Annotated in this window: 13 protein-coding genes; 5 read left to right on the forward strand and 8 right to left on the reverse strand. The window is 50.0% G+C overall.

All coding sequences use genetic code 11. The annotated features are described in order from the left end of the window. Positions 1 to 424 precede the first annotated feature (424 nt). Positions 425 to 1279 (forward strand): branched-chain amino acid aminotransferase, encoded by an 855-nt coding sequence (locus QUF18_RS09065; protein ID WP_289386722.1) that lies wholly within the window; start codon positions 425 to 427, stop codon positions 1277 to 1279. Between the two features lie 55 nt (positions 1280 to 1334). Here the strand turns inward: QUF18_RS09065 and QUF18_RS09070 are convergent, their stop codons facing one another. From QUF18_RS09070 to QUF18_RS09085, 4 genes are all read right to left on the reverse strand, one after another. Next, on the reverse strand, positions 1335 to 2285 hold the full coding sequence (locus QUF18_RS09070) for a lysylphosphatidylglycerol synthase transmembrane domain-containing protein (protein WP_289386723.1): 951 nt from the start codon (positions 2283 to 2285) through the stop codon (positions 1335 to 1337). A gap of 173 nt (positions 2286 to 2458) precedes the next feature. Next, positions 2459 to 4243: a YbaL family putative K(+) efflux transporter gene (gene ybaL / locus QUF18_RS09075; protein ID WP_289386724.1), complete on the reverse strand. Its 1785-nt coding sequence runs from the start codon at positions 4241 to 4243 to the stop codon at positions 2459 to 2461. A gap of 238 nt (positions 4244 to 4481) precedes the next feature. Further along, complete coding sequence (gene secD, locus QUF18_RS09080) at positions 4482 to 7016, reverse strand: protein translocase subunit SecD (protein WP_289386725.1); 2535 nt, start codon at positions 7014 to 7016, stop codon at positions 4482 to 4484. 132 nt (positions 7017 to 7148) lie between these two features. Then, the gene (locus QUF18_RS09085) at positions 7149 to 7538 is read right to left on the reverse strand and encodes a hypothetical protein (RefSeq protein ID WP_289386726.1); all 390 of its coding nucleotides are present in this window, start codon (positions 7536 to 7538) and stop codon (positions 7149 to 7151) included. 426 nt (positions 7539 to 7964) lie between these two features. Between QUF18_RS09085 and QUF18_RS09090 the strand changes: the two genes are divergently transcribed. From QUF18_RS09090 to QUF18_RS09100, 3 genes are all read left to right on the forward strand, one after another. Beyond that, a complete protein-coding gene (locus tag QUF18_RS09090; protein WP_289386727.1) occupies positions 7965 to 10439 on the forward strand; it encodes a mechanosensitive ion channel family protein in 2475 nt (824 codons plus the stop codon). A 292-nt stretch (positions 10440 to 10731) separates the two neighbouring features. After that, positions 10732 to 11016, forward strand: coding sequence for a hypothetical protein (locus tag QUF18_RS09095; protein ID WP_374806565.1), 285 nt, complete (start codon positions 10732 to 10734; stop codon positions 11014 to 11016). A 336-nt stretch (positions 11017 to 11352) separates the two neighbouring features. Further along, positions 11353 to 13863: a GcvT family protein gene (locus tag QUF18_RS09100; RefSeq protein WP_289386728.1), complete on the forward strand. Its 2511-nt coding sequence runs from the start codon at positions 11353 to 11355 to the stop codon at positions 13861 to 13863. A 229-nt stretch (positions 13864 to 14092) separates the two neighbouring features. On the opposite strand, the gene QUF18_RS09105 is transcribed toward QUF18_RS09100, so the two are convergent. Beyond that, positions 14093 to 15091: a GlxA family transcriptional regulator gene (locus QUF18_RS09105; RefSeq protein ID WP_289386729.1), complete on the reverse strand. Its 999-nt coding sequence runs from the start codon at positions 15089 to 15091 to the stop codon at positions 14093 to 14095. A gap of 598 nt (positions 15092 to 15689) precedes the next feature. Here QUF18_RS09105 and QUF18_RS09110 point away from each other — a divergent pair. Next, complete coding sequence (locus tag QUF18_RS09110) at positions 15690 to 15824, forward strand: entericidin A/B family lipoprotein (RefSeq protein ID WP_289386730.1); 135 nt, start codon at positions 15690 to 15692, stop codon at positions 15822 to 15824. 76 nt (positions 15825 to 15900) lie between these two features. Here the strand turns inward: QUF18_RS09110 and QUF18_RS09115 are convergent, their stop codons facing one another. From QUF18_RS09115 to QUF18_RS09125, 3 genes are all read right to left on the reverse strand, one after another. Further along, positions 15901 to 16956, reverse strand: coding sequence for a quaternary amine ABC transporter ATP-binding protein (locus QUF18_RS09115; RefSeq protein WP_289386731.1), 1056 nt, complete (start codon positions 16954 to 16956; stop codon positions 15901 to 15903). After that, entirely contained in the window at positions 16949 to 17836 is an 888-nt protein-coding gene (locus tag QUF18_RS09120) for an ABC transporter permease (RefSeq protein ID WP_289386732.1), read from the reverse strand. Before QUF18_RS09120 ends, QUF18_RS09115 begins: the two co-directional genes overlap by 8 nt. Before the next feature lie 317 nt (positions 17837 to 18153). Beyond that, a complete protein-coding gene (locus QUF18_RS09125; protein WP_289386733.1) occupies positions 18154 to 19164 on the reverse strand; it encodes an ABC transporter substrate-binding protein in 1011 nt (336 codons plus the stop codon). Positions 19165 to 19649: the final 485 nt, after the last annotated feature.

A 19649-nucleotide genomic window follows, 5' to 3' on the forward strand; every position in this document is an offset into this window, starting at 1 on the left:
AATTTTTACGCAATATCTGAGGTTGAAAATGGTTTCTGATATATGAAACCATGAGGGGAATGGCGTGTGTTTTCCGCCGCTTGAAATGCTTATCTTCCGTAAACGTCAAATTGATACAGGGCATGTTTCGACTATGGGACTTGATGCGTTTTCGGAATGAATTTGTGCTTAAAAAAGATGGGTCACTGATTTCATTGAGGCTTCAGCGCGCAGAAATAAATTTTAAAATTTAATGTTTTTTAATTGGGCTGTTGCACTTCCGGAGAAGAATTTTATTGTAATCCGAGCGAGCGATGGGGACAGCGTCTGGTCATTTAAGATAGCACCAGCCGGTTCCTGTGTTATGCAGACCATCGCAGCAGGCCGGAATTTGCTACAGGCAGGTTTCCGGATTTCAGTTTTGATTCGCATATGGAGAAGTGACATGGGCCAGATTGGTCGCAGCTGGACATTTTATAAAGGCAAATGGCATGAAGGCGATGTGCGCATTCTAGGTGCGTCGTCGCAGGCAACCTGGCTCGGTTCCCTTGTCTTTGATGGCGCGCGCGGTTTTGAGGGCGTGATCCCTGATCTTGATCTCCATTGTGCGCGTGTGAACCGCTCTGCTGTTGCACTCGGTTTGAAGCCGACCTATACGCCTGAAGAAATCATGGAACTGGCCCGTCAGGGTATGGCGAAATTTGGTGAGAATGCTGCGGTCTATATTCGTCCGATGTATTGGGCGGAAGAGGGCGAGGCTAATGTGGTTCTGCCTGCTGCCGACAGCACCGATTTTGCACTGTGTCTGGAAGAGATTCCTATGGGCGAGCCAACCGGCTTTACCATCACCACGACACGCTTTCGTCGTCCGACGATTGAAACCATGCCGCTGGATGCAAAGGCTGCCTGTCTTTATCCGAATAATGCCCGCATGATCCGGGAAGCACGTGATAAAGGTTTCGGCAATGCATTGGTCTGCGATATGCTGGGCAATGTGGCGGAACTGGCGTCTTCCAACGTGTTTATGGTGCGTGACGGTGTGGTGTTCACACCTGCGCCAAACGGTACGTTCCTCAATGGTATTACCCGTCAGCGCGTGATGGGCTTGCTGCGCGATAATGGCGTGACAGTGACTGAGGCGACTTTGCGCGTTGAAGATTTCCGTGAAGCCGATGAGATTTTCTCAACCGGGAACCATTCCAAAGTTGTGCCGGTGATCGGCTTTGATGACAAGCAACTGAGCTATGGTCCGATTGCGCAAAAAGCCCGTAAGCTCTATTGGGATTGGGCGCATTCATAAGAATGTCTCTGTAACAAAAAAGCCGCGAAACTGAGTTTCGCGGCTTTTTTTGTTGTCATGATTTGATATCGACTTTGCGTTTCTTGGAGAATTCACCTTTTTCGAACACAAGAACGACGATCAGCGAAATACCAAACGGGATCAGCAAATAGAGCAGGCGGAAGACAATCAGCGCTGCAAGAACATCTGCCGGATTGAGATTGGGCAGGCCGGTGATGAACAGGAATTCCAGAACACCGAGGCCACCCGGTGCATTGGAAATCAGCGCGGCCGAGAATGAAATCAGGAAAATACCCAAAACGATCAGGAAGCCCGGATGGTTCACTTCCGGCAGAGCAAAGTAAATGATCCCAGCGGCGCCGATCAGCTCCAGAGGTGCGATCAGCAACTGCCACTTCACCACGGAAAGGCGTGGATAGGATAGCTGAAATTTGGAGCCGATGCGCAGCGGGCGCAACTGCATCCAGCTGCCGAACACATAAAGCGCAACCAGTACCAGAATGATGATACCCGCAGCAATTGCTAGGCTTTCAGGAATATCGCTATTAAAGCGCTGGAGCAGGTCCGGTTCAATCAGCAACACAATCGCGCTGAGGATCAGTGTGCCCAGAGCAAAGGTGAAGGAGCAGAAACCTACCAGTACGGCAACTTCAGCGCCAGACAGACCTTTAGATGAATAAGCACGGTAGCGCACAACTGCACCGGAAATCACCGATGCGCCGATATTATGTGACAGCGCATAAGCGGTGAATGAACACAGGCTGATAAACAGCCATGAAATCTTTTTGTTCAGATGCTTCAGCGCAATACGGTCATAACCGGCCAGAGACATATAGGACAGCAAGGCACAGCCTGCACTGAGCAGCCATTGCTTCAGTGTAATTGCGGCAAGACTATCAATTACATCTTCAAGAGAAATGCTGCGCAGTTCTTTGTAAAGAAGCCATACGGAGATGGTAACCGCGCCGAGGCCGATTGCCGGCCAGATGTAATCTTTCCATTTCATCTATCAGATGACACCTTTTTGCTGTTGGTGTGGTCACTTATGGTATCGCCGGATTACAGACTTTTAAAGGCCGGTTCTCTGTTGATTGATTCCACATCACATATTTGTAACAGGTATTCACATGTTGTCAGTTTTACTGTTTCGCACTTTTAACGATTTTTATGTCTTAATCATTAATTTATGGAACTTAAGGGTTCTTCAGGTGAAGTTTCTGTCAGTTTTTTCTGATTTTCGGTATTATTCTCTGCAATCTTTTCAAGAATGCCGCGTGCGATTTCCTCTTCGGCCAGAATAATGGTGCCGATACCGAGCTCGCGCAGGTAGTCAGCCTCTACAACTGATTCAGCGCGGGCAATAATATGCAGGGCAGGATTCTTCTGGCTGGCCTGAGCGATGACGCGCGCAGTCTCAAAAGCATAGGGCAATGCGAGGATAAGGCATTGTGCGTCTTCAAGACCGGCTCTGAATAGTGTTTCTTTTTCTGCGGCATTACCGAGAATAACTTCAACGCCGGTTTCACGCAGTTCAATCGCCGGTTTTTCCGCATTTTCAATCACCACAAGCGGGCATTTCTCTGCGAGAAGTTTTTCCGCAACGCGCGAACCGACCTCACCGTAACCGGCAATGATCGTGTGGCAGGTTAAGGATGTTGCATAAGCGCTGAACGACTTGATCGTGTGATATTCTTCATCATCTGCTGAGAGTTCTGTGACATCCGAAGATTGTTTAGTGCCGAGTTTGCGCTCGATGAACGGGCGCAGCCTCTCAAATCCGATAAACACCAGCGGATTAAACAGAATAGATAGAATTGCACCTGCCAGCACCAAATCCTGTGCTTCTTTTGGCATAAGTTTCAGTGAAACACCAAGACCTGCCAGAATGAACGAGAATTCACCAATCTGCGCAAGACTGGCAGAGATGGTCAGTGCAGTGCCTGTCGGATGTTTAAACGCGCGGACGATGAAGAAAGCGGCAGCGGATTTACCGATCATGATAATCAGTAATGTTGCCAGCAGTGACAGCGGATTGTTAATCAGCACCATCGGATCGAACAACATGCCAACGGAAACAAAAAAAAGCACCGCGAAAGCATCACGCAGTGGTAGGGATTCTTCGGCCGCCTGATGGCTGAGTTCCGATTCACTCATCACCATGCCGGCGAAGAATGCACCGAGAGCCAGTGAAACGCCGAACAGATTGGCCGCACCGAAAGCTACACCAAGCGCAATGGCCAATACACCGAGGCGGAACAATTCACGCGAGCCACTGGCGGAGATTGTTTCCAAAACCCATGGCACGACACGCTTGCCGACGACCAGCATCAAAGCAATGAATATAGCGACTTTGATCAGGGTCAGTACAATGATGCCGATAATGCCGAGACCAAGCGCCGAGGCAATCGGATCTGACGGTACTGTGCCGGAATTGCCGTATAACAGACCGGCAATGGCGGGCATCAATACCAGTGTCAGCACCATCACCAGATCTTCAACGATCAGCCAGCCGACTGCGATGCGCCCGCGATCCGTTTCCATCAGGCGGCGTTCTTGCATCGCACGCAGCAATACAACGGTCGATGCTGTGGAGAGTGCCAGACCAAAGGTGATAGAGCCGGTGAGATCCCAGCCGATAATCAGGCCGAGACCGGTGCCGAGTGCAGTGGCTGCAAAAATCTGCGCTAACGCTCCCGGAACAGCAATCGCTTTGACCGAAAGCAGTTCTTTCACGGAGAAATGCAGGCCGACACCAAACATCAGCAGGATAACACCGATTTCAGCCAGCTGAAGCGTTAGTTCCTGATCGGCTACAAAGCCAGGGGTGTAGGGGCCACACAACACACCTGCCAGCAGATAGCCGACCAGCGGGGAAATACGCAGACGATTGGCAATGGCTCCGAAGAGAAAAGCCAGACACAGACCAACAACAATCGTGGCGATGAGAGGTGTGTCGTGAGGCATAACGGCTGTCCTTTTAAAACCAAACTCCATTGAGTGAAACGCATTGGAGTTTGGCTAAGCCCGAGTGGCGATTGAACTTTTCAAGACGTGATAGGTAGAATCTTAACGCCTTGCGATAAGGGTCTTTTGCCGTTTGTCTCAACTGCAATATCGGCGGAATTATGCAGGTTCAGAAAAAGGGCAGAGAGGGAGGAGTATCACGCGGCGGTTAAGCTGCGTGATACTTATTTGTCTCGGATTATTTGGCGGTGACGGCAGTATCCGTATCGCCGAGGCCGCGCTTATGGGTGCGCTCCCACCATGTACCGAGCAGCATCAGAATTGGTGCTGCAATGAAGATCGACGAAGTCGTTGCAATGAACACGCCGAACAGCATCGGGATCGCGAAGTTCTCAACCGCACTACCACCCCAGATTGCCATTGGAAGAACGGCAAGGAAGGTACAAAGCGAGGTATAGATACAACGGGCGAAAACCTGATTGATACTCATATCAATGATTTCACGCAGCGGCTTAGACTTATACATGCGCATGTTTTCGCGCATACGGTCATAGACCACCACCTTATCGTTGACCGAGTAACCGACCAGCGTCAGCACTGCGGCAATCGCCGTGAGGTTGAAATCGAGCTGCGTGATAACAAAGAAACCGACCAGCTTGGTGGTATCCAGTACCAGAGTGGCAATCGCACCAATGGCGAAATACCATTCAAAACGCCACCAGAGATAGATCAGCATAGCGACAGCAGCCAGTACCAGCGCGATAAAGCCGGAACGGGCAAGCTCGCCACTGACTTTAGGCCCCACGACCTCGGTGCGTTCAATCTTCACGTCTTTGTCGATCGCCTGAACAGCATCACGGACTTTATTAACCGCAACTGTCTGGGCTTCTTCACCGCCATCCTGACGCTGAACGCGGATCAGAACGCTCTGGTCACTACCGGCATTTTGCAGTGCAACTTCACCAAGGCCAAGACCACCAAGTGAGGAACGCAATTGTCCCAGATCAGCTGGCTTGGAAGTGGTGATTTCGACCTGAATACCACCGGTAAAGTCGAGGCCGTAATTCAGACCCGGCTTGAAGAACAGGAACAGGGAGGTAATCGACAATACGACCGACACGATAATCCCGAAATAACGGGCTTTCATGAACTGGTAGTTGGTGTTTTCCGGTGCAACGCGAATCCAAGGCTCAATATGCAGCACTTTGAGTTTACGGCGACGGACAGACCAAGCCATGATCATGCGAACAACCGAAACAGCTGTAAACATGGAAATGGCAATACCGAGCATCATGGTAATCGCAAAGCCGCGCACTGGTCCGGTACCGAACATAAACAGCAGCAGGGTTGCAATCACGGAAGTGACGTTGGCGTCAACAATGGTCGAGTAAGCGAAGTTAAAGCCTTTATCGAGCGCTGCCATAGCGCCCATGCCTTTTTTGGTTTCTTCACGGATACGCTCGTTGATGAGAATATTCGCGTCCACAGCAATACCAATACTGAGGATGATACCGGCAATACCGGGCAGGGTGAGTGTCGCGCCGATCAATGTCAGTGCCGCAAAAGTCAGCACAATGTTGAGCAGCAGCGCGAAGTTCGCAATCATGCCCCACACGCCGTAGAGCATAATGATGAAGGCAGCGACCAGAATAAAGCCGAGAATACCGGTATAGACACCCATTTTAATGGCGTCGCCACCGAGATCAGGACCAACGGTACGTTCTTCAATAACGGTTAATGGTGCAGGCAAAGCACCAGCACGCAGCAGAGCGGAAAGCACCACTGTATCTTCTACAGTGAACGAACCACTGATCTGACCGGAGCCGCCGGTAATTGGTTCACGAATGGTCGGTGCCGACAGAACCTTGTCATCAAGAACGATAGCAAAAGGACGGTTGACGTTTTTAGTGGTGATTTCAGCGAACTGACGGGCACCCTGACTGTCGAAACGGAAGGATACGATCGGTTCGTTGGAACGCTGGTCAAATCCGGCGCGGGCATCGGTCAGACGCTCGCCGCTGAGTGCGACCTGATCTTCAATCGGATATTTGATATCCGGATTTTTAGAGTCTTCCATAATAGTGACGCCCGGAGGCGGCGTGCTGTTCGGATCCGCATCGGCAACCATATGGAAGGCCATTTTAGCAGTAGAACCAAGCAGCTGACGGAGCTGTGTCGGGTCTTGCAGGCCAGGCAACTGAACCACGATACGGTCACTGCCGACGCGCTGGATGGAAGGCTCGGAAACACCAACCTGATCCACACGCTGACGGATGATTTCAAGGCTCTGTGTCAGAGCGCTGTCGAGACGATAGGTAAAACCTGCGTCAGTCAGAGCCAAGCGGATCTGCTCACCCGGTGTGGTCACATCAATATCATTGATCGGTGTGCCAAAACCACTGGTCGAAATCGGGTTGACCAGCGTTTTAAGGGCTGTAACCGCACGGTCGCGCTGCGCAGTGTCCGCAATGTTCACCAGAACCGCATCGCCTGCAAGACGAATGGACTGTGGCTGGATGCGCTCTGAGCGCAGCTTGCTGCGGGCATCATCAAGCAGCGAACGCAGACGGTCTTTTTTCAGACCCGCCGCATCAACTTCAAGAACGAGGTAGGAGCCGCCACGAAGATCAAGTCCGAGTGTGACCTGATTTTTCGGGAACCAGCCAGGCATATTGGCAAGTTGCTCTTTGGTGAAAAGATTTGGCAGGGCAATAAGCATCCCCGCCAAAATGATGAAGCTGTAAAGATATACAGCCCATTTGGGTGTACGCATGAGAGGTAATCCGGTCTGAGTGTTGGCAATATCCGCACTTACGAAAAAGGACGTGATATTGTGCGACAGATGGAGTTTAAGGAAGCCTGTGCTGAGACAAGGTTGCCTGAAGAATAGCTGCTGAAAGCAGTATTAAAGGGAGCTAGGTGCGGGCGGTGCGCGCGCACGGAGAATATGACGGCAGGTTTGGGTTGCCGGATTGTTGCGCGAACGGGCAACAAATAATGCGGTAAAGGCCGCAAGAAGCGTAAATAGCGCAGGGATAATAAATGTCCCGTTGCCGCTAAAAGGCAAAGCCTTGTTACCGAAATAGAGGACAGGCGTCAGAATAGCTCTGACCGGCGCGCTCAGCGTGCCGTTCTGTGTTCTGCCCGCAGGGTCAGACGTCTGAACATTCTGACGATCCTGCAGTACGGCGGCTGTCTGATAGCTGAGTGAGCCCGGATCAGTGGCGCCGATCAGCGCTGATTGCAGTGCCAGTAGCCCGGTCAGAAACCACAGCAACCCGAAAGAATAAAGCACAGTGCGAAGAGACAGCGTGTGCTGTTCCTGTCGTGCTTTCCCTTTTATTTCGCTGCAAAGTCTGGATCTGAAAATTGTTCCGGCCCGCTCTCTGTGCTGATTTGCAAAACTATCTTTACGACTTCATTAACCATTCATCATCGTAATCACAAGAAAAATAGCGGATCAGAGACGGCTTTGTACATTATAGTTTTGTAGGGCGATGGTTCTTTGGTGCCCTTCATTCCGCTGGTAAAGATTTTACCGATAATCATGAAGTCAGACGCTATGCGGCAGGAAGTTTGTAAGTTCTTCTTATTTGCGCCTATATTCTCCGTGAGAAAGCGCTGTTTCAAGCCTGTTGTCCGGTGCAGATTTTTGTAGACTGGGCGGTCTGAAAAAGCCAATGAGATGAATCACAAACAGCAGTTTATTGAGAGACAGATTTTGAAAAAGCTATCGGCGTTTTCCTTACGGTTCGTGTTAAGTTTGTTTCTGCTGTTTGCAGGGCTGACTGCCGGAGGGATTGCGGATACCGGTTGGATGAGTGCGCAGGCACAAACCATGCCGGACAGCGCAGAGGCTCCCAAAGCTCAGGAGGCGACGCAAAGCTCGGTTGTGCAGCCAAATCTGGCTACGCAGCAAAAGACTGTGGTTGAAGATTTGCGCAAGCAAATAGAGGAAATTAACAAGGCGCTTGATAAGTCTAAACATAATGATGAAGCGCTGGCCAATATTAAGGTCAAACTTGAAGCTATCTTTAAAAAGCTGCTTGATGCGGGTGTCGCATTTCGCCCGCGCTTAGGTGAAATTAATTCGCGTCTGGAGCAGATCGGGCCACCGCCTGCTGAAGGGAAACCGGCGGAATCGGAAATTGTTGCCACAGAACGTGCGCGCCTGACCGGAGAAAAAGCCGAGATCAATACGGTTCTTGGTTTTACTGAAGATGCATCGGTACAGACCAGTCAGCTGATTGAAAAAATCGGTGCTATGCGCCGTGATCTGTTCACGCAGACTCTGTCGCAGCGCGTTGACATTAATACGGCGCTGGTCACCGAGGTGATCAATGCTGCCGGTTATGAGACCAAGACATTTTACTATCTTTTGAAGTCCTGGTGGGATTTCACGCTTTATCCAAATCTCTCGACATTGCTGGGCGTGCTTGCCATTGCGGTTTTTCCGGCATTGCTGATTCATTTAAGCGCACGGCGCTGGTTGGCTGACCTTTACGAGCGCGATCCGCTGGAGGAAAAGCCAAGCTATCTCAGCCGTTTGTCGGTCGCTTTCTGGTCAACGGTTATTCCGTCGCTAGCAATTGTTGTGTTTCTGGGGCTTGTCTACGGGTTGCTTCAACGGTTCAACCTGTTGCGGCCAGATGTGGGGCAATTGCTTGCCGCGCTGTTCTCCTTATTCTGTGTGGTGCTGTTTATCTACCGGCTGGCCCGCGGTGTTCTCAGCCCGGATATGCCGAACTGGCGTTTGTTGCCGATAGCACCGAAACCGGCTCATATTTTGATCTGGTTGCTGACGGCAGCCGCCATTACGCAAAGTATTGAATATTTTCTGGAAATTCTGAATGGTGTGATGTCGTCGCCGCTGTCGCTGACCGTGGCGAAGAGTGTGATCGGTACGGCAATGGTCGGTGCATTGCTGTTGGCAATTGCTTTCCTGAAGCCGATCCAAAACCCCAAAACCGGCGAATTGCGAGAATGGCCGAAACTGACCAAAATCATCCTGATTTTGCTCGGATTGATACCGATCTGTGCTGCGGTTCTGGGTTATATCGGTCTGGCGCGTTTTGTGGCGCAGCAGATTGTAGTGACCGGTGCTTTTATCGTGACCATGTATCTGGGCTTCCTGACCGCGCGTGCGATCACTCATGAAAAAGCATTTGCAAACACCAGTCTGGGACGGAAACTGCGCGATAAGTTCAATGCCAATGATGCGACATTGGATCAGCTTGGTCTGGCTGCTGGTATTTTTATCAATCTGATTGTGTTGCTGATTGGTGTGCCGCTGGTTCTGATGCAGTTCGGTTTCCAGTGGTCGGAGATGATCTCCGGATTCATTCGGCTCATGACCAGTTTTCAGATCGGCAGTTTTTCGATTTCACTGCTGAGTATTCTGACCGGTATTCTGCTGTTTATACTGGGGTATTTTGTAACCGGATTGTTCCAGAACTGGCTGGACGGCAGCGTGATGGCGCGTGGCCGCGTTGATCCGGGCGTGCGCAACTCCATTAAAACGGTCGTCGGCTATGTTGGTCTGGCGCTATCAGGGCTGCTCGGTATTTCTGCCGCAGGGATCAATCTTTCCAGTCTGGCACTGGTGGCCGGTGGTCTTTCCCTTGGTATCGGTTTTGGCTTGCAGAATATTGTCTCGAACTTTGTTTCGGGTCTGATCCTGCTGGCCGAACGCCCGCTGAAAGTCGGTGACTGGGTTCAGACCGGAACCGTTAGCGGTTTCGTAAAAAAGATCAGTGTTCGTGCAACCGAGGTTGAAACCTTCCAGCGTGAAACGATCATTGTGCCGAACTCGACACTGATTAATGATAATGTTGGTAACTGGACGCACCGTAACAAACTTGGCCGCTCTGACCTGCAAATTCTGATCGGCTATCGTACAGATGTACGCAAAATTCAGGCGATGCTGTTTGAGATTGCCAAAGAAACGCCGCTGGTTCTGAAAAATCCGGAGCCGATGGTGTTTCTGATCAATATGACGGAACTCGTCAGCAGCAATATGATGATGCGTTTTGAAATTCGTATTTTTCTGGCAGATATTACCAGTGCGCTTGGTGTGCGTAATGAATTGCAATTCACGATTGTTGAGCGTTTCGCAGAAAAAGGCATTAGCGTCATGCCTTTGCCATCGCCGATTGTTTATCCGGAACCGCATGTGAATTCGGAAGAGGAAACTTAAAGCTGCGAGAGTGCTTACAGCATAATTCCTTAAACTTGAATCCGTTTAAGTAAAGCTATGCTGTAAATATAAAGTGTTAGAGCGACCTTTGTGCGCCCAAGAGGGCGCACGGCGCTCTATCCCGAAAAGTTGTTCGATTCTTTTCGGGATTAAGCTTTAATTAACCGGCCATTCAGTTGCGGTTCATCGGTAATGATTATAAATAAGGCCATGAAATGATGCACAGCAGACAAAAATGTGACTGATGACAGAGCATTTAAAGTGTATCAAATTTCAGAGATTGGGGAGTGCTATGGTGAATATGAAAAAAACCGGATTTGGCAGCCTTGTTGTGGTTGCAGGCATTCTGGCCGGATCAGTGTCCGCCTTAGCTGCATCCGTTCTGAATAGCGACAGCACAGCGCAGACGCTTGTGGTGACTGAAGGTTCGTCCAAGCAGCAGGTCACTGTGCAGCCGGGCGAAAAAGTAACGATCTGCCCGAGCGGTTGTTTTGTAACATTCCCGAATGGTGACCGTGAGGCGCTGACCGGTAATGAAGCCATTACAATCCTGAATGGCGGCGGCACTTATAAATAAGCGCTGACAGCTCAAAAAATTTAACAAAAAGTCGCAATGGTCATCGCCGTTGCGGCTTTTTTGTTGCGCTATTTCTCACGGATCAGAACCTGCGTCGCGGCGCTTTTCGGCTGTGTCGCAAACAGACCTTACAACGCATTGAACTGACAGCATAGTAAGCGAAACCGGCTTTGGGTGTCTCAAGGGAGATGCACTCATGACGGGAGATTTGCGCCCTGCCACGTTGTTGCCGTGCCGGTTGAAGGCACTGAAATAACAGGCTGTTTCAGAGTGTTGCAGTGCCGGACCGTCTCCTGAAGAAAGACGCGGCAATGTCGGTTCAGAGGAATAGATTTCATGAAGACCCATGCCCGTGCGGTGGTTATTGGTGGCGGTGTGGTAGGCGTGTCAACGCTCTATCATCTGGCGAAAAAAGGCTGGACAGATTCTGTACTGATTGAGCGCAAAGAGCTCACTTCAGGCTCGACATGGCATGCGGCAGGGCTTTTGCCATTGTTCAACCTTAGTTATTCGGTTGGCCAGATTCATAAATATTCCGTCAAATTCTATCAGGAACTGCAGGAAGAAACCGGCCTGAATGTCGGCTTCAGCAATTGCAGCAATATTCGCTTAGCGCGTACCAAAGATCGCTGGGATGAATATATGTATTATGCCAGTGTTGCCGAAACCATTGGTGTGCCGGTTAAACTGCTGACGCCGGAAGAGGTCAAGGAAGTCTGGCCGCTGGCAGAAACAGACGGCATTATCGGTGCAATTCAGCATCCCGATGACGGATATATTCAGCCGGCAGATCTTACTCAGGCGCTGGCAAAGGGCGCCCGCGACATGGGCGCTACGATTTATCGCTATACTGCGGTGATTGATATTGAGCAATTGCCGGGCGGTAAGTGGCTGGTCAAAACCGACAAGGGCGACATTACCGCTGACCATGTTGTTTCCGCCTCGGGTAGTTTCGCTGCCAAAACCGGCAAGATGGTTGGTCTGACTGTACCGGTCGTGCCGGTAGAGCATCAGTATATTGTGACCGAACCACATCCTGCTGTGATGGAGCGCAAGGCAAAAGGTTTGCCGGAAATGGGCGTGCTGCGCGAGAGCGACAGCTCATGGTATATGCGTGAGGAAAATGGCGGCTTGCTGCTCGGGCCTTATGAGATCGGCGCGCCGGTTTGCTATCAGGATGGCCCATCGGATGAGAGTGAATATGAGCTGTTTCAGGAAGATCTCGAACGCCTGATGCCTTATATCGAGACTGCGATTGCGCGTGTTCCGGCTTTTGGTGAAGTGGGGATTAAGAAGGTTTATAACGGCGCGATTGCCTATACGCCGGATGGTAACCCGATTATTGGCCCTGCACCGGGACTGAAGAACTTTTGGCTCAATGAAGGCCATTCCTTTGGTGTGACCGCAGCCGGTGGTGCCGGTTGGCAGCTGGCCGAATGGATTGTGGAAGGTGAGCCGTCCATTGATATGATGGGTGTCGATCCGCGCCGTTTTGGCCCTTATGTCACGGAAGGCTATCTCAAGGAAAAAGCCGAAGAAGCCTATGCTGATGTGTTCTCCGTCCATTATCCGGATGAAGAACGCGGCGGTGCGCGTCCGCTGAAGCGTTCCCCGTCCTATGATCGCCAGAAGGCGCTGGGTGCTGTATTCGGTTCAGTCTATGGTTGGGAGCGTGCCAACTGGTTTGCGCCGCAAGGCTATGGGCTTGATGTTGCTTCGCTCGACAAGCCGGATGTGCTGCTTAATCAGAACCATCCTGATCCGGATGCTAATGGTAAAGTGCAGGAACTCTGGTCATTCCGCCGCTCGAATTATTTTGAGCATGTGGGCAATGAAGTGAAAAATGTCACCAATAATGTCGGCTTGCTGGATATGTCTGCTTTCGCCAAGATGGAAGTGAGTGGCTCCGGTGCCCGTACGTGGCTGGAAAGCATTCTGGCGAACCGTGTACCGAAGAAACAGGGGCGTGTGGCGCTGAGCCATATGCTGACGCCGCAGGGTGGTGTGCAGAGCGAGTTCACGGTTTATGAGTGGAAACCTGGCACATTCTATCTGGTATCTGCCGGTGCCTATGAGAATATCGACCATGATTATCTCTATAAGCTGGCTCCGAAAGATGGCTCGGTTATTTTGCGCCCGATCACGCAGAAATATGGCGTGCTGGTTCTTGCAGGGCCAAACAGCCGCAAAGTTTTGGAAAAACTGACCCGCACCAGCCTGTCTAATGCGGATTTCCCTTGGCTTACAGGTAAGGAAATCAGTGTTGGTACTGCAACGGCGCATGCTCTGCGCGTCAACTTTGTCGGTGAACTGGGTTGGGAACTGCATCATCCGATTGAGCAGCAGAACACGATCTATGATCTGGTGATGGAAGCAGGGGCAGAGTTCGGCATCAAACCGTTTGGTATCCGCGCCATGTCTTCGATGGGGCTTGAAAAATCCTATCGCCTGATCCCGCGTGAAATGTCTGTTGAATATAATGCTCTTGAATCCGGTCTCGATCGTTTCGTGCATCCGAATAAGGGTGAGTTTATCGGTCGTGATGCGGTTATTGCTGCTCAGGAAAAGGGTTTGCGCTGGAATTTCGTGACACTTGAGGTTCATGGGGTCGATGATGCCGATGCCCGTGGTTCTGAGGCAATCCATAAAGACGGCAAACTGGTTGGGCGCGCAACCAATGGCGGTTTTGCATGGCGTCTCAATAAGAGCATTGCACTGGCTATGGTGAAGCCGGAATATTCTGCGATCGGCACAGAATTGGAAATCAGCATTCTGGGCAAGGACTATAAAGTAACGATTATTCCTGAATCGCCATTCGATCCTGAGAATGAACGTCTTCGCGGATAAGTTTCAGACACTAGTGCGCCCTCTTGGGCGCACAAAACTCGCTCTAACAATATATATTTACAGCATAATTTTACCTTGAACTGATTCAAGCTTAAAGAATTATGCTGTAAAACAAAAACCACCGGCATTTCTCACGAAGTGCCGGTGGTTTTTTTATGTGCGGATTGATGGTAGCGGTATCAATTGCAGGCAAAGAAAAAGGCCGGTTTAACCGGCCTTTTATATGGGATTACGCAGCAATGAGCTGTTTTCTGTCGGCACGTTCCTGCTGTGGTGAGCGGCCATAAAGCTCGCGATAGCACTTGGAAAAATGCGAGGCAGAGACAAAGCCGCAGGCAACGGCCACTTCAACCACTGGCATTGAAGACTGAATTAGCAAGTGACGGGCACGGTCGAGGCGGATTTCCAGATAATAGCGGGCAGGGGAACGTCCCATTTCCTGACGGAACAGGCGCTCAATCTGGCGGCGAGACAGGCCAACATTGCCAGCCACATCCAGCAGCGACAGCGGCTCGGTGAGGCAACCTTCCATCATTTCAATGATCGACAGTACTTTGGAGTTCTGAACACCCAGACGTGCGCGTAACGGCAGACGCTGACGGTCATGCGGTTTGCGTACGCGATCAGTCAGTGCCTGCTCACAGATGCTGTTGACCAGATTTTCATCAAAGTCATCGCCGATCAGCTTGAGCATCATGTCCAGAGCTGCGGTGCCGCCTGCACAAGTATAGAGATTGCTGTCGATTTCAAACAAATCCGCATAGACCTCAGCCTTCGGAAAGGTCTCGGAAAAGCCCGGCAGGTTCTCCCAGTGAATGGCGCAGCGCTTGCCGGAAAGCAGTCCTGCAGTGGCCAGAATATGCGCGCCGGTGCAAAGACCGCCGACCGAAATACCGCGATTATAAGATTCGCGCAGCCATGCCAGCGTGGATTTATTCTGATAGCTTTCCACATTCACGCCGGCGCAGACAAAGACCATGCTGGGGCGGTTTTCACCAATCAGATTGCGGCGTTCATCATCGAGTGAAGTATTCGCGGAAAATTCAATGTCACTGGAGGCCGTAACCGGCTTGCCGTCAGCAGAGGCTAAGCGCCAGCGATAGGCTTCATAGCCCAGCATACGATTGGCAATGCGCAGCGGCTCAATCGCCGTGGCAAAGGCAATCATCGAAAAATTTGGTACCAGAAAAAAGACAATAGACCGCTTAAGCCGCGCTTTATCATTCATGGCCGTGTTCCCGCATATTCAGAGCTGTTTTGCCTGAGGGCAAAATGCTCAATTATCTATTTTAAGCAGCACCGGACTGAGCAGAGAAAAAACGGATCTCATCCTGAAGGATAATCTCCCCGCAAAAGCGGCCTCTGTTGTTGTCGTCACTACTTTTATCGTTTGATATCTTGTTACGCCTTATCTCTGTCCCATACAGACGACGCAATCAGGATATCGGTATTGAGACATATTCTTCGCAGTTAGGGAAGTGCGGCCAAATGCCTGTCGCTAAATGGTATTTTGATAGCGAAAAATGGCGCGCAAAAGCAGATTTTTTGTAATCTTAGAATGGCTATAAACTCAAAACATGTCGCGAACGGTATATGGTTGATAGTTGTAACGATTTTTCCCTCTCCAAAGAGGAGTAAAAGCCCTTATCTCCCTCAAAATATGATTTTGGCGTGCAACCATAGCGGGCTGTTGTGCGTTCATAAGAATGAGACTGTTTTGTCTGTTGATGCGCAATTGTGCTGTCTTTTGCTTGAAATAATTCAGCAAAGCAGCTCAGGGTTGAAAACAGGGCAGCCTTTCCGGTTAAGATTTGGGAGATAAATGAATGAAGACTTCTGTATTTACCCCGCTTGTAATTGTTGTGTGTGCTTTTGCTCTCGCTGCCTGCGCGAATACTGTGCGTGGTGTCGGCAAAGATGTGAAAGATACCGGCCGCGCTGTGCAGCAGACAATTGAATAAAGAACTGCTTTTATTAAGCACAAAACCCGCATTGCCTGCGCAATGCGGGTTTATTTTATGGAAATATTTTAATTATTTAACGCCGCACCATTGCGGCCATGACGGAACTCACTGAAGTCTGGCCTATAATAATACCTTTTTCGCAGCAGATATTTATCTGCTCGGCCTGTTCATCAACCAGTTTACGCATAGCTTCTTCCAGCAGACAATCACAGCGGATCACAGGCAGATTGGTGTTTTCACCTTGTGGCGGCGACATAATCGTATCGACACGGATAACCCGGCCGCGATTAACTTCCTGCACAAAGCTTTCAATATAAGCATCAGCGGGGTTCAGCACGATATCCTGTCCGCTGCCTTGCTGGATAATTTCACCGTCACGCAAAATCGCAATCCGGTCGCCGAGACGCAGTGCCTCATCAAGATCATGTGTAATGAAAACGATGGTCTTTTTGATTTCCTTCTGTAAGTCCAACAGCACGCTTTGCATATCCACGCGGATCAGCGGGTCGAGTGCGGAGAAAGCCTCATCCATCAGCAGGATAGGTGCATCATTGGTCAGCGCACGGGCGAGCCCGACACGCTGCTGCATACCACCCGATAACTGGTTCGGATATTTTTCTTCAAAACCTTTGAGGCCGACACGATCAATCCAACGATGGGCTTCCTCCAACTGCTTAGCGCGTGGCACGCCCTGAATTTCCAGTCCGTAAACTGTATTTTCCAAGACTGTACGGTGCGGCAGCAGTGCAAATTTCTGAAATACCATCGCAGTTTTATGCCGACGGAATTCCCGCAACTGCGCTGGTGACATGGTAACAACATCTTCATCGCCAACCAGCAATTCACCGCTGGTCGGATCAATCAGCCGGTTAATATGGCGGATAAGTGTGGATTTTCCGGAGCCGGAGAGCCCCATTACCACCTGAATTTCGCCAGCCGGCATATCAATATTAATATCGCGCAACCCCAGAATATGGCCGTGCTGGTCATTGAGTTCGGCTTTGGTCATGCCGTCTTTAACCAGTTGCACAAAGGCTTTTGGATCATGGCCGAATATTTTGTAGAGGTGGCGAATGGAGATGCCCGCAGCCGGTTGTTCCAAGGCTGATGCTGTTGAATGATTAGCCATGCGTGATCTCCAGATGTTTCTGCAGTCGCGCACCATAGGCCTGACTGATACGATCGAAAATAATGGCGATACCGACAATGGCCATGCCGTTGAAAATGCCCAGCGTGAAATATTGGTTGGAAATTGCTTTGAGTACCGGCTGTCCAAGACCCTGCACGCCAATCATCGAGGCAATGACAACCATCGCCAGTGCCATCATGATTGTCTGGTTGATACCGGCCATAATGGTCGGCAGAGCTAGTGGGAGCTGAACATTTTTCAGTTTTTGCCATGAGGATGAGCCAAAGGCATCAGCTGCTTCCAGCACATCGCGGTCAACCTGACGGATACCAAGATTGGTCAGACGGATGATCGGCGGAATGGCATAAATTACGACGGCAATCAGCCCCGGCACACGACCGATACCAAGCAGCATCACCACCGGTATAAGATAAACAAAGCTCGGCATAGTCTGCATAATATCCAGTACAGGGCTGATAAATTTCTGCAGCCGGTTCGATTTAGCCATCAGAATACCGGTCGGAATGCCGACAATAATTGCAATCACGGTACAGACAAAAATCATCGAAATGGTTTTCATCGTGTCTTCCCACATGCCGAGATAACCGATGATAAACAGGGTAACGACAGAGCCGATCGTGATTTTGATGCTGCGGCTCGATACCCATGCAATTGTAGCAACCAGCAACAGGATCACCGGCCAGGGTGTGCCGGTCATAAAGCGCTCGGCCTGAATTAGAAAATATTGCAGCGGACTGAAGAAGCCTTCAATCGCATCACCATAGGCACGGGTGAAGTTACGGAATGTCTCGTCAATCGCTTTTTTGAGATTGGTGAGTGTAGCATTGTCGAGATTGGGGAAGCGGTACAGCCAGTCCATAAAGCGTCTGTTCTCCTGTTATTTTCAGGCCGGAGGCAGACAAAATTCTGCGTCGCTCAACCATGAAAATATCTGCGTTTCTGCACTTCAATCGCCCCTGACAGCGGCAAATACCGGTGATCGGGCAGGCATGCGGTTCTGTGTAAATTTAAAACAGAATGTCCGGAGGGTATGCCTGTCCAGTATTGAACACCGGACAGGTCGCGCTAGAGCGTGTCGCGTTTAATCTGTAGCACTGTGCTCGCTCTAGACTTTTAATGTGTCGCATTATCCCGAGGTCAAGTTGATCCAACTTGACTGTGAAATGCTCTAGCTGGTCAGATTGCGGCTTTTACTTTCTCCGCAACATCAGCGGGCACCCATTTTGTCCACAAGTCTTCCTGCGTTTTGAGGAAGTGGACGGCTGCCTGTTCGCCTGTTGCCTGATTGTCAGTCATCCATGCGAGCAGCTTGTTCAGCGTGTCGTTCGACCATGAACGGTTTTTCAGATAATCAAGGGCAGGGCCAGCACGATCAGAGAACTTCTTGGTAACAAGGGTTTCCACGCGGTCTTTCGGCCAGCCGTTTTTCTTCGGATCTGGGCAATCGAGCACTGTATTGCAGCGTTTCCACTCGGCTTCATCAATATCATAGCCGGTTTTCAGCATAACCATTTCATATTTGCCGAGAAGCGCAGTCGGAGCCCAATAGAAGGCGGCAATCGGTTGATTACGCTCATTGGCTTTGGCAATAGCGCCGTCCAGGCCAGCTGCTGAGCCGGTATCAATCAGATTGAAGCCAGCTTTTTCAAATTCAAAAGCCTTATAGAATTGGCTGGTAACGACTGTTCCACCCCAACCCGGCGCGCCATTATAAATAGCACCTTTGGATGGATTTTCCGGATCAGGAAACAGGTCAGGATGTTTCAAAAGATCATCAAAGGTCTTCAAATCAGGGTTTTTATCGGCAATATATTTTGGTATCCACCAACCCTGTTCACCGCCATCCGGCAGGGATTCAGACAGAGCGATAATTTTACCATCATCAAAACCTTGTTTGACAATATCCGGCAGCAGATCGACCCAGCCTTCCGGCGCAATATCCGGCTGACCTTTTTCAACCATAGATGTGATGGTCGGTACAGTATCGCCGACAACAATTTCGGCATTACAGCCATAACCCGCCGTCAGAATAATTTTATCAAGATTGGAAAGCAGTTCGGCAGACTGCCAGTTCATATTGGAGATGGTGACATCACCGCATTCGGCAGCTTGTGCAGAGGCGGCTATCAGACCGGAAGCGCTGAAAATTCCGGCGGCAAGAATAGTTGAAGCAAGAAGCCTCTTCATGTTTATTCTCCTGTTCCCCGTGGTGCCGGTTATTTTCTGTGTCCGGTGGCACCGATGCCGGAAACAGTTATTTTTCACTGCCTATATGCAATATTTTAAGGAGGAAACTGTGCGGTTCCCCAACGACGAACTGTAACGAATTAACGACATTTGTTTATTTCTTGTCGGAAATACCGGTTATTTCACAGTTGAAGAATTTAATAATCACGCTGTATTTTGGAAATTAAAGAATACTGTTTTTGTCGGGTTAATAATCTTGTCGCGTATTTTGAGTTTTGTCAGATTGATTCAAGATTTAATTATAACTAACTGAATTTTAACATTATTTACGGATATAAATTTGAAATTGGAGATATTGAATTCTCAGGCGCAGCTATGCAGCTGCATAGCCACTGAGCGGTATGAAGAGTAGCTTGAAACGGGATTATGAAGCTTAGGAGAGAGGCAGGCAAGAGCATCATTTGCATGCCTGAACGGGAGCCATC

Origin of the sequence: Pseudochrobactrum kiredjianiae, assembly GCF_030362795.1 — a bacterium.
GTDB lineage: Bacteria > Pseudomonadota > Alphaproteobacteria > Rhizobiales > Rhizobiaceae > Pseudochrobactrum > Pseudochrobactrum kiredjianiae.

Excerpts from the sequence above, each read along its gene's own strand:
- QUF18_RS09065 (WP_289386722.1), top strand. The coding sequence starts at position 425 with ATGGGCCAGATTGGTCGCAGCTGGACATTTTATAAAGGCAAATGGCAT.
- QUF18_RS09070 (WP_289386723.1), bottom strand. The coding sequence starts at position 2,285 with ATGAAATGGAAAGATTACATCTGGCCGGCAATCGGCCTCGGCGCGGTT.
- QUF18_RS09095 (WP_374806565.1), top strand. The coding sequence starts at position 10,732 with ATGGTGAATATGAAAAAAACCGGATTTGGCAGCCTTGTTGTGGTTGCA.
- QUF18_RS09120 (WP_289386732.1), bottom strand. The coding sequence starts at position 17,836 with ATGGACTGGCTGTACCGCTTCCCCAATCTCGACAATGCTACACTCACC.
- QUF18_RS09110 (WP_289386730.1), top strand. The coding sequence starts at position 15,690 with ATGAAGACTTCTGTATTTACCCCGCTTGTAATTGTTGTGTGTGCTTTT.
- QUF18_RS09125 (WP_289386733.1), bottom strand. The coding sequence starts at position 19,164 with ATGAAGAGGCTTCTTGCTTCAACTATTCTTGCCGCCGGAATTTTCAGC.
- secD (WP_289386725.1), bottom strand. The coding sequence starts at position 7,016 with ATGCGTACACCCAAATGGGCTGTATATCTTTACAGCTTCATCATTTTG.
- ybaL (WP_289386724.1), bottom strand. The coding sequence starts at position 4,243 with ATGCCTCACGACACACCTCTCATCGCCACGATTGTTGTTGGTCTGTGT.
- QUF18_RS09115 (WP_289386731.1), bottom strand. The coding sequence starts at position 16,956 with ATGGCTAATCATTCAACAGCATCAGCCTTGGAACAACCGGCTGCGGGC.
- QUF18_RS09105 (WP_289386729.1), bottom strand. The coding sequence starts at position 15,091 with ATGAATGATAAAGCGCGGCTTAAGCGGTCTATTGTCTTTTTTCTGGTA.
- QUF18_RS09100 (WP_289386728.1), top strand. The coding sequence starts at position 11,353 with ATGAAGACCCATGCCCGTGCGGTGGTTATTGGTGGCGGTGTGGTAGGC.